This window comes from Micromonospora sp. WMMD956, from assembly GCF_029626125.1.
In the GTDB taxonomy this organism is placed as follows: domain Bacteria; phylum Actinomycetota; class Actinomycetes; order Mycobacteriales; family Micromonosporaceae; genus Micromonospora; species Micromonospora carbonacea.
In genome coordinates, this window is record NZ_JARUBI010000005.1 from 2829511 (window position 1) to 2842758 (window position 13248).

Consider the following 13248-nt stretch of genomic DNA (forward strand, 5'->3'; position numbering starts at 1 on the left):
CGTGCGCGTACTTCTTCTGGGTGGTGGCGGGCGGGAGCATGCGCTCGCCCTGGGGCTCGCAGCCGATCCGGCCGTCGAGGTGCTGATCGCGGCGCCGGGTAATCCGGGGATCGCCGAGGTCGCCGAGCTGCGGCCGGTGGACGCCGCCGACCCTGCCGCCGTGGCCGCGCTGGCCGTGGAGACCGGCGTCGACCTGGTGGTGATCGGCCCCGAGGCGCCGCTGGTGGCCGGGGTCGCCGACGCCGTACGCGCCAAGGGCATCGCCGCGTTCGGGCCGTCCGCCGAGGCCGCCCGCCTGGAGGGCTCGAAGGCGTTCGCCAAGGACGTGATGACCGCCGCCGGGGTGCCCACCGCGCGCGCGTACACCTGCACCGACCCGGAGGGCACGGCGCGGGCGCTTGACGAGTTCGGCCCGCCGTACGTGGTGAAGAACGACGGGCTGGCCGCCGGCAAGGGCGTCGTCGTCACCGACGACCGGGCCGCCGCGCTGGCGCACGCCGCCGAGTGTGGCCGGGTCGTCGTCGAGGAATACCTGGCGGGCCCCGAGGTCTCCCTCTTCGTGGTCACCGACGGCGAGGCGGCGCTGCCGCTGCTGCCCGCGCAGGACTTCAAGCGCGTCGGCGACGACGACGCCGGGCCGAACACCGGCGGCATGGGGGCGTACGCGCCGCTGCCCTGGGCCCCGCCCGGCCTCGTCGACGAGGTGATGGCCGACGTCGTCCACCCCACGCTGGCCGAGATGCGCCGTCGGGGCACCCCGTTCGCCGGCCTGCTCTACGTCGGCCTGGCGATGACCGCCGCCGGCCCCCGGGTGATCGAGTTCAACGCCCGCTTCGGCGACCCGGAGACGCAGGTCGTGCTAGCGCTGCTGGAGACGCCGCTCGGCGGCCTGCTGCACGCCGCCGCCACCGGCGCCCTGGCCGACCACCCGCCGCTGCGTTGGCGCGACGGCGCGGCGGTGACCGTGGTCGTGGCCGCCGGCAACTACCCGGGCACCCCGCGCACCGGCGACGTGATCACCGGCGCCGACCGCCCGGGCGTCATCCACGCGGGCACCGCCCGCCGGGCCGGCGACGGCGCGTTGCTCTCCGCCGGGGGCCGGGTCCTCTGCGGTACGGCCACCGGCCCCACCCTCGCCGCCGCGCGCGACGCCGCGTACGAGCTGGTGGGCGGCATCGGGTTGGCGGGCTCGCACCACCGCACCGACATCGCCGCCGCAGCCGTCGACGGCAGGATCACGATCCCCGGCTGACCGGGGGCCATTCGGTCGCTGGTCAACCCGAATGTCGGGAATCTGCGCGAACGTTCGCGTATGCGTGTGGCGACGTTCTGCGGCAGTAGCCTTTGTCGATGGCCTTCATCGGGAGCGCGTCTCGCGGGCTGAGTGGCTACGATCTCGCGATCCGCTGTCCCGGTGCCCCTGCGGCGCCGAACGGCGTGAAGACGGTCGACCTCCGGCTCGGCGACGGTTGGGACGACGATCCGGTCGGTCGGGCGGTCGAGGCGTTGGAGCGGAGCGGCCTGGGACGCGCGGACTTCAAGTCCCGGGTGGTCCTCCTCGCGAACGACGACACTGGCGGCGAGCGGGAGACGCTCGTGCTCTATGCGGCGCTGTACGGGCTCGCGGGCCGGCATGTCGATGTCTACGCGGGCGGCACGGTGCTCGAACTCTCCAGGCCGGACTGGGCGACCGGTGACCTGCCTGATGCGGGCCGCCCACCCAAGTGGCTTCCGTGGGCCCAGGCGGGCGGTCCGCCGCCGGAGGGCATCCCCTGGGTCCCGTTGGAAGGGAACGACCCCGACCAGGTGACGGTGATCAGGCACGCCAACCGGTTGCGGTTCGTGGCGCCCGCTGGGACCCGACCGGCGGTGGAGGCGTTCGTCCGGTTGGCGGCGATCCGGAGGCGTCCCAAGGGCGAGCGCTTCCCGCACCTGTCGACCGGCCATGAGCCCGTGCCGACCAGGAAGGACGACCCACTTCAGGGCATCGACCTGTACGCGGTCGTCGAGGCCGCCCGACGGTATCAGGAGGAGCAGCGTCGGTCGGCGGCCGACGCGGCGACGGTCGTGGCACCGCGAGAGGTCTCGCCACGGCTACGGCGGATCGCCGAGGCCAACCGGGTGGATGTCGTGTCCGTTCTCCAGCGGCTCGGATTTTCCCAGGGCGAGTCCGGGAAGTGGCGCTGCCCGTGGTCGGGCGCGTATCCGGACAGCACCCTGGCGGACACGGTGCAGGTCACCGACGACAACCGAGCCAGGTGCAAGAGTTGTCCCCAGTGGGAGTTGGCACCCGTCGCGTTGGTGGCCGAGACGCGCGAGTCGGCCCCGGACGAGGCGGTCAGCTTCGTCCTCGACGACGACGCGGCGGTGGAGGTCGGCGCGACGGTCACCGCACGCGTCACCGGAGTGGAGACGGCTGGCTACACCTGCACGGTCGACGATGGCGGCCGCAATCACGCCGCCCTGCTGTTCCGTCCGCGCCACGGTGACCTGCCCGAGGGAGTACAGCCGGTCGAATGGTCGGCCGGCGACCGGGTGACCGCCATGGTCACCGATGTGCGGCCGGGACCAGACGGTCGGCTGGTGCTGTCCGCCACGGCACCCGAACTGGTGACCCGAATCCTGGGGGTCTTCGTCGACGAGTTGTGCTCGGGACGAGTCGTGATCATGAAGGTCGCGCGGGTCGTCGGCACCCGGACGAAGGTCGCCATCGCCCGGACCACGGAGAGTGGTTCGGACGCGCGGGGGGCCGTCATCGGCCACGGGGCGGCCCGGTTGCGGGGTGCGCAGCGGATGCTCGACCGGGCCTTCGGCCGCGAGCGCCTGGAGATCATCGACTATGCGCGGGACCCTCGGACCTATCTCGTCAACGCCATGAAGCCGACCCGCGTCGAGGACCTGCTCATCCGGGACGGTCACGCGGTGGTGGCCGTCGAGCGGCACCTCTACCGTGGCGGCATCGGTCAGGGCGGCCTCAACGCGCAACTCGCCGGCGCACTGACCGGCCTCTACGTTCGCATCGTGCCGACCGGCACCGACCTCACGGCTGCCCTGGACGAACTCATCGCCGAGCGGTCGCCCGGTCAGGCGAAGTAGCGGCGCAGCTCGCGGGTGAGCACCTTGCCGGTGGCGTTGCGCGGCAGGTACTTCACGAAGACCACGTCGCGGGGGACGCTGAACCGGGCCAGGTAGTGCCGGACGTACTCGCGGACCGCCTCCGGGTCGAGGGTCTCGCCGGGGTGCAGGGCGAGGAACGCGGCGAGCCGCTGGCCGTACTCGTCGTCGGGCACGCCGATCACGGCCACCTCGCGCACCTGGGGCAGCCGGGCGACCAGGTCCTCCACCTCGGACGGGAAGACGTTCTCCCCGCCGGAGACGATCATGTCGTCGGCCCGCCCGTCGACGAAGAGCAGCCCGTCGGCGTCGACCCGGCCGAGGTCGCCGGTGTCCAGCAGCCCGTCCCGGCTCTCCCGGGCGGCACCCGAGGTGTAGCCCTCGAAGAGCATCTCGTTGCCGACGAAGATCCGCCCGACCCGGCCGGCGGGGACCGGTCGGCCCTCGTCGTCGAGGATGCGCAGCCGGGTGCCGTGCGGCGGGCGGCCGGCGGTGGTCGGTGCGGCCCGCAGCTCGGCGGGGCCGGCGATGGACGCCCAGGACACCTCGGTCGAGCCGTACAGGTTGTAGAGGACGTCGCCGTAGGTGTCCATGAAGCGCAGCGCGAGCCCGCCGGGCAGCGCCGACCCGCTGAGGGCGACCACCTTCAGGGGCGGCCTCGGCTCGGGCGGCGGCACCTCCATCAGCCGCTGCACCATCACCGGCACGGCGAACATGGCGTCGCAGCGGCGCGCCACGAGCGCGTCGAGCGTGGCGGTCGGGTCGAAGCGTCGGTGCAGCACGATCGTCGCCCGCAGGGCGAAGCAGACCTGGAGGGCCGCGTACCCCCAGGTGTGGAACAGCGGCGCGGCGATCAGCACGGTGTCCCGGACGCGCAGCGGGATGCGGTCGATGATGGAGACCAGCGGGCCGAAGCCGTGCGGGGTGGGCCGGCGTGCCCCCTTGGGCGCGCCGGTGGTGCCTGAGGTCAGCACGATGGTGCGGCCCTCGCGCGGCGGCGGCTGGAGGTCGCCGGGCAGCGCCGCCGCGATCAGCTCCGCCAGCCGGGCCTCGTCGACCCGGTGCAGGTCGGCGGGGAGGCCGAGGGTCCGCTCGGCGAACTCGGCGTCGTGCACGAGGACCCTGAGCCGTTGCTCCTCGGCGACGGTGGCGAGCTGCGCGGGCGAGAGCCCGGTGTTGACCAGCACCGCGTCCGCGCCGAGCAGGGTGGCCGCGACCATGGCTTCGATCAGCCCGTGGTGGTTGCGGCAGAGCAGCCCGATGCGGTCCCCGCTGTGCACGCCGAGCCCGCCGCGCAGCGACTTCGCCAGCCGTTCGGCGCGGTCGAGCAGGGCGCCGTACGTCAGCTCGGCGCCCTGCTCGTCGACGACGGCGGCGCGGCCCGGGTCCCGGGCGGCGGCCTGGCGCAGCTCGCCGGCGAGGCTCCAGCCCCACCGGCGCAGCGCGTTGAGCTGGGCGGCGACCCGGATCGGCTGGCCCGGGGTGAGCAGCCCGCGCCGGGTCAGCGTGGCGACGGTGAACGTCAGATCCATCCGCGGGCCTCCCTCGGGCGTGCGGGACCCGCCCGGCGACCGTGCGGCGCGGACCGGGTCGGGTCTGGGTCGGGACTGGGTGGGGTCGAGCCGGCCGGCCCGGGTCGGGACTGGGGTCGAGCCGGCCGGCCCGGGTCAGCGGACGTGGACGCCGGAGATGGCGCGGGAGATCACCAGCCGTTGGATCTCCGACGTGCCCTCGAAGATGGTGTAGATCTTGGCGTCCCGGTACCAGCGCTCGACCGGGTGGTCCCGCAGGAAGCCGGCCCCGCCGAGCAGCTGCACGGCCTTCTCGGTGACCGACACGGCCACCTCGCCGGCCTTGAGCTTGGACATCGAGCCCTCGCCGGCGGTGAACGGGCGGTTGTTGCGCCCCATCCAGGAGGCCCGCCAGACCAGCAGCCGGGCGGCGTCGATCTCCATCTTCATGTCGGCCAGCGCGAACGCGACCGCCTGGTTCTCGATGATCGGCCGACCGAACTGCACCCGGTCCTTGGCGTAGTCGAGCGCGTACTCGTAGGCGGCGCGGGCCACGCCGAGCGCCTGCGCGCCGACCGTCGGCCGGGACAGCTCGAACGTGCGCATGGCGGCCTGGCCGGAGGCCTTCTGGCCGGATCGGGCGCGAGCCAGCCGCTCGTCGAGGGCCTCCTTGCCGCCGAGCAGGCAGCGGCCGGGGACCCGGACGTCGTCGAGGAAGACGTCCGCCGTGTGCGAGGCGCGCAGCCCCAGCTTGCGCAGCTTCCGGGTCGCGCTCAACCCGGCGGTGCCCGGGGGTACGACGAACGCGGCCTGCCCGCGCGAGCCGAGCGTCGGGTCGACCGAGGCGGTGACGACGTGCACCCCGGCGATCCCGCCGTTGGTGGCGTACGCCTTCTGCCCGCGCAGCACCCACTCGTCGGTGGCTTCGTCGTAGCCGGCCCGGGTGCGCATCGCGCCGACGTCGGAGCCGGCCTCCGGCTCGGTGGTGCAGAACGCCGCGACGGCCGGGGAGTCGGCGTCGCCGAAGCACTGGGGGACCCACTCGACGAGCTGGTCGGGGGTGCCCGCGCCGTAGATGGCGGCGACGGCCAGCGAGGTGCCGAAGATGCCCAGGCCGATGCCGGCGTCGCCCCAGAACAGCTCCTCGCTGGCGATCGGCAGGGACAGGCCGGTGGGGTCGGCCCAGCAGGTGGCGAGGAACTCGAAGCCGTAGAGCCCGACCTTCGCCGCCTCGGCGATGACGGGCCAGGGGGTCTCCTCGCGCTCGTCCCACTCGGCGGCGGCCGGGCGCACGACCTCGGCGGCGAAGCCGTGCACCCAGTCCCGCAGGTCCCGCTGTTCCTCGTTCAGGTCGAGCGAGAACTCGGCCATCGTCAGCCCTTGGGGATGTCGAACAGGTTGGCGATGTTGGCCGCGAGGCCGAGGTCGCCCTTGGCCTTCAGCTTGCCGGTCATGAACATCATCACCGGGTTCGCGCCACCGGAGACGATCTTCAGGAACTCCAGGGGGCCCATGGTGAGGCTCAGCTTGGGGTCGTGCTGCGGGGTTTCGTTGACCGTGCACGCGCCGTCGGCGACGACGATCTCGTAGGTGTCGGTGCCGCCGTCGGGGCGGCCGGTGATGCCCCAGTGGATCACCGCGCTGGTCGAGCCGGCCCGGTCGGCGCGGAACAGCGTGGGCATCCGGCCGAAGACCTCGCTCAGGACCTTGCCGCGCAGATCGCCGGACATCACCTCGACGATCTTGTCGTCAGGGGTGGACTTGACCAGCTGGGCGAACTCCTTGGGGCCGTAGTTGGCGAAGTTGGCCGGGTCGAAGTCAGTCATGGAAAGGAACCTCTCGCGCGGTGACTGTGGTTACTCTAGCGTAACCTTACGCACGAGTAGGTATGCTCGCAAGGTGCCCGGCACCCCCACGTTCAAGCGCCTCCCCCGGGCCGTACGCGAGCAGCAGATGCTCGACGCGGCCGTCCGGGTCTTCTCCCGACGCGGCTTCCACGCGGCCAGCATGGACGAGATCGCCGAGGACGCCGGCATCTCCAAACCCATGGTGTACGCGTACCTGGGCAGCAAGGAGGAGCTCTTCGTCGCCTGCCTGCACCGCGAGGGCACCCGCATGATGGAGGCGATCGCCGGGGCCGCCGCCCCCGACCTCGACGCCGACGAGCGGCTCTGGCGCGGGCTGCGCGCGTTCTTCGGCTTCGTCGGGGCGCACCGCGACGGCTGGGCGGTGCTCTACCGGCAGGCCCGCGGCTCCCAGCCGTTCGCCGGGGAACTCGCCGCCATGCGGGCCCGGCTCGTCGAGGTGGTCGCCGGGATGCTCGACCACGCGCTGCGCGCCCGAGGTCGCGAGGTGAGCGCCACCGACCTGGAGGTCGTCGCGTACGCCCTGGTCGGCGCGAGCGAGTCGCTGGGCGACTGGCTCGCCGACCACCCGGAGGCCGACCCGGAGAAGACCGCCACCCGGATGATGAACGTCGCCTGGCTCGGCGCCGACCAGCTCCTGCGCGGCCTCACCTGGCACCCCGAGGGGTAAGGAAGGGCACCTTGTTAACGCTTTCCGTATAGGAAGGGCCCCCTGTTAACCCGCCGGACCAGGGAATGTCGGTGGGGTTCGCGAGGATGGGCGCGTGTTCGACGGAATCGACGACATCGACTGGCGGCGGCTCGGCCACGCCTACGGCTCGGCCGGGGACGTGCCCGGCCAACTCCGCGCCCTGCGCTCGCCCGCCGAGGAGGAGCGGCAGGCCGCCTTCGGCGCGCTCTACGCCAACATCTTCCACCAGGGCTCCCGCTACGAGGCGTCGGCGTACGCCGTGCCGTTCCTGCTGGAACTGCTCGCCGACCCGGCCACCCCCGACCGGGAGCTGATGCTCTACCTGGTGACGGCGCTCGCGGTGGGCTACGACGAGCGGTGGCTGCCCGAGGGCGTCCCGGTGGCCGAGTTCCGCCGGGCCGCCGCCGGCGGGCGGGAGCTGCTCGCCGCCAAGCCGCCGCCGTGGCACGGCGACGACGAGACCCAGAAGGAGCACGTCGAGTACGCGTACGTGGAGTCGCTCGACGAGGCGGATCAGCAGCGGCTGTGGGCCTACGTCGAGCTGGCCGTCTACGACGCCGTGCGGGCCGGCGTGCCCCTGTTCCGCGACCTGCTCACCGACGACGACCCGGGGCTGCGCGCCGGGGCGGCGTACGCGCTCGCCTGGTTCCCGGAGGACGCGGCCGGCAGCCTCCCGGCGGTCGTCGCGGCGGCCGAAGCCGCGGCACAGGTGGACGAGGACGAGGCAGCGACCGCCCTGGTGGCGGCCGGGTTGCTCGGCGCCGCGCCCGACGCCGGCCTGTTGACCGACCCGCGCCCGGTGATCCGCTGGGCCGCCGCGGTCGGCCGGGCCCGGGTGCTCGGCGTCGACGCCGACCAGGCGACGGTCGACGAGCTGCTCGCCTGGACGGCCGCCGGTCCGGGAAACCGGTTGGCGGCCGACGGGGCCGAGGTGCCGTTCCTCGACGGCGACCTCCACGGGTACGCGGGGCTGTCCCTGCGCCTGCTCGGCCCCCGGCACACCGATCGGGCGTTCGACGCGCTGCTCGACCGGCTGCCCGCCGTCACCGGCGAGCAGACGTTGCCGGTGACGGCCGAGGCCCTGCGCCTGGCGTTTCCCGACGGCAGGTTGGCCAGGGGTGTGCCGTGTGCGGCGCTGGCCCCCCGGCAGCGTCGGCTCGTCGAGGTGCTGGCCCGGTCGCCCGAGGTGTGGCTGATCGGTGGCTCGACGTTCGGCAACTTCAGCCTGCTCGTCGGCGACTACGGCCTGCCGCGCAGCCGGGAGGCGATGCTGGCCTACCTGGAAGGCACTCCGACCTGACCCTCGACGGCCCCGGCCTCCGACCCGCCGGGGCCGTAGGCCGGTCAGGGCCCGGCCAGCCGGGTGGGTCGCTCAGCGCCGGTCGGCGGCGCGGCGGCGGGCGCGGAGCCGACACCAGCGGGCGGCCTCCAGCAGGCCGGTGATCGCGACCGACAGCCCGATCCCGGCCAGGATGCCCAGCACGGGCTCCCGCTCGAAGGCCAGCCCGCCGAAGTAGCCGAGCAGCCCGCAGTACGCCGCCCAGGTGCCGGCGGCCAGCGCGTCGAAGAGCACGAACGACCGCAGCGGATAGCGGACCGCGCCCATCGTCAGGGTCACCGCCGTGCGCCCGCCGGGGACGTAGCGGGCGGTGGTGAGCATCATGCCGCCGCGCCGGTCGACCGCCCGGCGGGCCCACTCCGACCCGGCGCGCCGCCGGCTGTCCGCCGGCAACCGGGCCAGCCGGTGCGCGCCGCCGCGGCGGCCGATGGCGTACGACAGGTGGTCGCCGGCCAGCGCGCCGCCCGCGGCGAGCACGATCACCATGGTCAGGTCCGGCTTCCCGCCGACCGCGAAGACCCCGGCGGTCACCACGATCGTCTCGCCGGGCACCGCCGGGAAGACGGCGTCGACGGCGGTGACCGCGAAGATCACCAGGTACACCCACGGCGAGGTGATCGTGTCGTGGAGCAGGCCGAGGACCGACTGCATGCCCTCATGCTCTGCCGTCGCGGCGTTAGGAAGGGGCCCTTCCTATACAAAAGGCGTTAACAAGGTGCCCTTCCTTACCCGCTTGCCCTCGGCGGTGGGGGAGTGGGAGGTGAGCGTCACCGGCGCGCCCAGCGCCTCCTCGACCGCCGCCGGCCAGTCGGCCGGCGGGCCGTCGTCGTAGTCGGGGCGGGCCGCGAGCAGGCGGGTGGTGAGGGCGGCCTGGCGGTCCAGGTCGCCGGGCGGGCCGGGGTCGAGCCGGTCGGTGCCGTCGTAGCGGCGGCAGATCCGCAGGCCCTGGTGGGCCAGGTCGAGGTGGGTGAGGGCGAGCCCGTCGACGCCGCCGGCCGCGGCGAGGGCGTACCGGTGGGCGACCGCGTCGAAGTGGCCGAACCGGAACCGGCCCTGCCACGGGTTGGTCGCGTTGTGCGCGTCGGCCAGCGGCAGCGTCGGGTCCTCGGTGACCAGCGGGCCGGGGCCGTGCCGGGTGGTGGTGATCCGCAGCACGCCCAGCCGCTCGGCGGTGCCGGCCAGCCCCGCCTCGGCGAGCAGCCCCTCGGCGTTGGCGAACGTGGTGGTGCTCCACGTCGTGTACGGGTGGAAGCCGTGCCACTCGTCGAGCAGCACCCCCTGCGCACCCTCGAAGACGCAGGTCCCGGCGCGCAGCACCCCGGCGAGGTGGGACCGGTCGACGATCGCCACCCGGTCGGCGAACGCGGTGAACGCGGGCAGGCAGTCGTCGACGGGCGGGGCGTCCAGCGGGCCGAGTTCGGCGGTGAGCCGGTCGCGCAGGGCGGCCAGCCGGCGGCGCAGCACGGCCGGGGTGCGGCAGTCCGCCACCCGGGGCGCGGAGTCGGGGTGGGCGAGCCCGTACGCGACGGCCTCGCCCACCCCCAGCCCGCAGGAGCCGTGCCGGTCGGCCCCGCGGGCCAGCTCGCGGGCCCGGTTGGCGGCCCGGTGGTACGGGGTGGCCAGCAGCGCCTCCCCGTCGACGGTGAGCCGGTCGAGCGCGTCGGGCACGCCCACCGTGGCGAGGTGGTCGGCCTCGGCGGCCAGGGCGAGCGGGTCCACCACCACGTGCCGGGACAGGTGGGTCCGCACGCCGGGGCGGAAGGTGCCCGCCCCGAACTGCGCGAACGTGTGGTGCCGCCCGTCGCGCAGGACGACGTTGTGCGCCGCCTGCGCGCCCCCGTTGAAGCGGATCACCGTGTGGACGGGCCGGGTGGCGCAGAGCCAGTCCACGACGGTGCCCTTGCCTGCGTCGCCGTAGCCGAGGTCGACCACCAGCACGTGGTTCACAGCCGGGTCACCCCACGGGTGGGCGGCGTCGACGGGGCGGGCAGCGTGGCCACCTGGTCGCGGGCGCCCCGGCCGAGGCGGGCCAGCGCCTTCGACACGGTGCCGGTGGCCTTCGAGCCGGCCTTCCTGAGGTCGGCGATGCCCTGATCGAGGTCGACGGCCTGCTCCCCGAGGCCGACGGTGAGCGCGATGGTCTCGCACACCGCGTCGAGGTCGTCGAGCACGACGGCGTTCTGCCCGAGCAGGTCGCGCCAGAAGTCCAGCACCTTCGTGTTGCCCGCGTAGCTGCTGCCGGCGGGAAGCAGGTAGTAGGTGTCCCAGCGCCGGGTCACCTCGTCGACGATCTGCGCCAGCGGCACGTCCTCGCGGAGGTCGTCGCCGATGAGCCGGCTCACCTGCCGCCGGTCGACCCGGGGGTAGGCCAGCTCGTCGCCGATGATGAACAGGTAGCCGCGCCGGCCCCGCTTCTCCCAGCAGTCGGTGACGGTGTGCCGGGCCATGAAGTACATGGCCAGCTCGTAGGACTCGGTCATCTGGCCGCCGCCGCCGCCCTCCAGCACGATCCGGCCGAGGTCGTCGTCCATCCGGTTGTCCGACTCGAACTGCCCGACCTGCAACGGCACCCGGTCGCAGGTGGCGTCGCCGATCGCGCCGAACATGATCTGCGGGTCGCGGGCGTACCCCTGGCGGAGCAGGAGCCCGAGCAGCTGCGGCAGCTTGGCCTGGAGGGTGCGGGGCACGTTCCGCATGGAGCCGGTGACGTCGAACAGCACCGTGATGGCCGTCGACTGCGGGTGCTCGGCCGAGTCGCGGCTCTCCCGCATCGCGTCGCGCGGGTCGAGCGCGGGGTGCACCTCGCGCGCCCCGCTGTCGCTGTAGGCGAAGGCGCTCTTGCCGGTGGCCCGGCGGTACCGGTCGGCGGCGTCGTACACGTCGGTGGACCACATTCCACTGCCCATGGCAGCCTCCTTAGGGGTTGAGGGTGAAGGGTCGGAAGGTGCGCGGCCCGTAGAGCCGTTCGAGCACCTCGTCCAGTTCGCGTAGCAGTCGCCACGCGTCGTCGGGTCGGGACGCCAGCGCGGGGCGGCGGCAGCCGTGGGCGAAGGCGCGCAGCTCGCGCGGGGCCCGGTCGCCCATCAGCCACGCCATGCACGTGGCGGCCATCGCCAGGTCGGTGCCGGGCCCGCAGGGCCGCCGGGCGGCGACCTCCGGCGGGTACCAGTCCTCGTGGCCGGGCACCAGCGCGGGGATCGTGCTCCCGGTGGCGGCGGAGAAGCACCAGTCGACGAGCACCACGCCGTGCCCGTCGGGCTCGATCAGCACGTGCCGGGGCAGCACCGCGCCGTGCACGATGCCGGCCCGGTGGGCCAGGCCGAGGGCGACCAGCAGCCGCCGCCACATCCAGGCCGCGTCCCGTCCGTCGAGCCCGTCGGGGTACGCGCGGCGCACCTCGTCGAGGCTGTGCAGGCCGGGCGCGGTGGCCAGCACGCTGATCCGCCGTTCCGCCCCGGTGGCCGGGTCCCGGTGCCGGAGGGTGTCGACGAGCCGGGGCACGTACGGCAGGTAGCGGGGGTCGCCGCGTTCGGCGATGGTGCGCAGCGCGTGCTGCTCGCGGGCGACGAGGTCGTTGTCGGCGGGGTCGCGGGGCAGCTTGAGCAGCCGGTCCGACCCGACGTCGTAGAGGTCGGCGAGGTCGCCGGTGTGGGCGAGCGGGCCGAGCCGGTGGCCGCCGAGGACGATCGGGTCGGCGCTGGCCCGCCCGGCCCGCCACCGGTTGGTGACCTGCACGAACGCGTCGGTGGCGGCGGCGCGTACGGCCGGGTCGAGCGCGCCCAGCCGGTCGGGGTGCAGGGCCGCGACCAGCTCGCGGTAGCGGTGGGCCGACGGGTCGACGCCGAACAGGTCGGCGTCGGTGCGCGCGGCGGTGACCAGCCGGATCGCCTCGTGGGTGTTCACCGCACCGTCTCCTCCCGGGCGGGGCGCAGCAGCGCCGGGTGCAGCAGCCGGGCGTCGCCGGCCCGGTAGAGCTTGGCGCGGGGGCCGCCGCGCGTGCCGCCGCGTTCGGTGCTCGCGCCGGTGCTGTCGACGAAGCCCGGCACGGAGAGCACCTTGCGGTGGAAGTTGCCGGGGTGCAGAGGGTGCCCCCAGACGGTCTCGTAGACGGCCCGCAGCTCGCTGATGGTGAACTCGGTGTCGAGGAAGCGGGTGGCCAGCGGGGTGTATTCCAGCTTGGACCGGGCCCGCTCCAGGCCGTCGTCGATGATCCGGTCGTGGTCGAAGGCGAGCTGCCGGCTGCTCAGCGCGGTCACGGGCAGCCAGATCGCGTCGTCGGCGTCGCTGCCGGCGGCCGGGTCGGGCAGGTCGGGGGCGAACGCGAGGTAGGCCACCGAGACGATCCGCATCCGGGGGTCGCGGTCGGGGTCGCCGTAGCTGGCGAGCTGCTCCAGGTGGACCCGGCGCAGCCGCTCGCCGCCGAGGCCGGTCTCCTCGGCCAGCTCCCGTCGCGCCCCGGTCGCCAGGTCCTCGTCGGGGCGGACGAACCCGCCGGGCAGCGCCCAGTGGCCCTCGAACGGGGGCACGCCCCGGCGGACGAGGAGCAGGTGCAGCGCGTCGGACCGGACGGTCAGGGCGACCACGTCGACGGTGACGGCGACCGCCGGGTAGGCCCGGGGGTCGTAGGCGGCGAGGAACTCCTGCTCGTTCACGGCGTCTCTCTCACTCTGAGAACATCTCAACGTGAGAACAACTTAGCGCACGAAAGAGGGAATGCCAAGCCCTCGC

At 74.2% G+C, this 13248-nt stretch carries 12 protein-coding genes; 4 read left to right on the forward strand and 8 right to left on the reverse strand.

From position 1 onward, the window contains the following. Position 1: 1 nt before the first annotated feature. Positions 2 to 1252, forward strand: a complete 1251-nt coding sequence (purD, locus tag O7628_RS13035) for a phosphoribosylamine--glycine ligase (RefSeq protein ID WP_278130614.1) — start codon at positions 2 to 4, stop codon at positions 1250 to 1252. Between the two features lie 92 nt (positions 1253 to 1344). Then, positions 1345 to 3096: a hypothetical protein gene (locus O7628_RS13040; protein ID WP_278130616.1), complete on the forward strand. Its 1752-nt coding sequence runs from the start codon at positions 1345 to 1347 to the stop codon at positions 3094 to 3096. On the opposite strand, the gene O7628_RS13045 is transcribed toward O7628_RS13040, so the two are convergent. The 3 genes from O7628_RS13045 to O7628_RS13055 form a co-directional block, all read right to left on the reverse strand. Next, the gene (locus O7628_RS13045) at positions 3084 to 4646 is read right to left on the reverse strand and encodes an AMP-binding protein (RefSeq protein WP_278130618.1); all 1563 of its coding nucleotides are present in this window, start codon (positions 4644 to 4646) and stop codon (positions 3084 to 3086) included. The two genes, O7628_RS13040 and O7628_RS13045, sit on opposite strands and share 13 nt — an antisense overlap. A 135-nt stretch (positions 4647 to 4781) precedes the next feature. Continuing rightward, on the reverse strand, positions 4782 to 5996 hold the full coding sequence (locus tag O7628_RS13050; protein ID WP_278130620.1) for an acyl-CoA dehydrogenase family protein: 1215 nt from the start codon (positions 5994 to 5996) through the stop codon (positions 4782 to 4784). 2 nt (positions 5997 to 5998) lie between these two features. Further along, complete coding sequence (locus tag O7628_RS13055; protein WP_278130622.1) at positions 5999 to 6451, reverse strand: SCP2 sterol-binding domain-containing protein; 453 nt, start codon at positions 6449 to 6451, stop codon at positions 5999 to 6001. Positions 6452 to 6524: 73 nt separating this feature from the next. On the opposite strand from O7628_RS13055, the gene O7628_RS13060 reads away from it, so the two are divergent. Continuing rightward, positions 6525 to 7160 carry a TetR/AcrR family transcriptional regulator gene (locus tag O7628_RS13060; RefSeq protein WP_178062815.1) on the forward strand — a complete coding sequence of 212 codons (636 nt, stop codon included), beginning with the start codon at positions 6525 to 6527 and terminating at the stop codon, positions 7158 to 7160. A 94-nt stretch (positions 7161 to 7254) separates the two neighbouring features. Next, on the forward strand, positions 7255 to 8481 hold the full coding sequence (locus O7628_RS13065; protein WP_278130623.1) for a hypothetical protein: 1227 nt from the start codon (positions 7255 to 7257) through the stop codon (positions 8479 to 8481). A 72-nt stretch (positions 8482 to 8553) separates the two neighbouring features. Here O7628_RS13065 and O7628_RS13070 read toward each other — a convergent pair whose 3' ends face one another. The 5 genes from O7628_RS13070 to O7628_RS13090 are packed head-to-tail and all read right to left on the reverse strand — an operon-like array spanning position 8554 to position 13172. Further along, positions 8554 to 9171 (reverse strand): DedA family protein, encoded by a 618-nt coding sequence (locus tag O7628_RS13070; RefSeq protein WP_278130625.1) that lies wholly within the window; start codon positions 9169 to 9171, stop codon positions 8554 to 8556. 42 nt (positions 9172 to 9213) lie between these two features. After that, on the reverse strand, positions 9214 to 10467 hold the full coding sequence (locus O7628_RS13075) for an adenylosuccinate synthetase (RefSeq protein WP_278130628.1): 1254 nt from the start codon (positions 10465 to 10467) through the stop codon (positions 9214 to 9216). Next, positions 10464 to 11426, reverse strand: a complete 963-nt coding sequence (locus O7628_RS13080; RefSeq protein ID WP_278130629.1) for a hypothetical protein — start codon at positions 11424 to 11426, stop codon at positions 10464 to 10466. The genes O7628_RS13075 and O7628_RS13080 overlap by 4 nt, the downstream gene beginning before the upstream one ends. A 10-nt stretch (positions 11427 to 11436) precedes the next feature. Next, entirely contained in the window at positions 11437 to 12423 is a 987-nt protein-coding gene (locus tag O7628_RS13085; RefSeq protein WP_178062819.1) for a serine/threonine protein kinase, read from the reverse strand. Beyond that, positions 12420 to 13172 (reverse strand): NUDIX domain-containing protein, encoded by a 753-nt coding sequence (locus tag O7628_RS13090; protein ID WP_278130631.1) that lies wholly within the window; start codon positions 13170 to 13172, stop codon positions 12420 to 12422. The genes O7628_RS13085 and O7628_RS13090 overlap by 4 nt, the downstream gene beginning before the upstream one ends. Positions 13173 to 13248 lie beyond the last annotated feature (76 nt).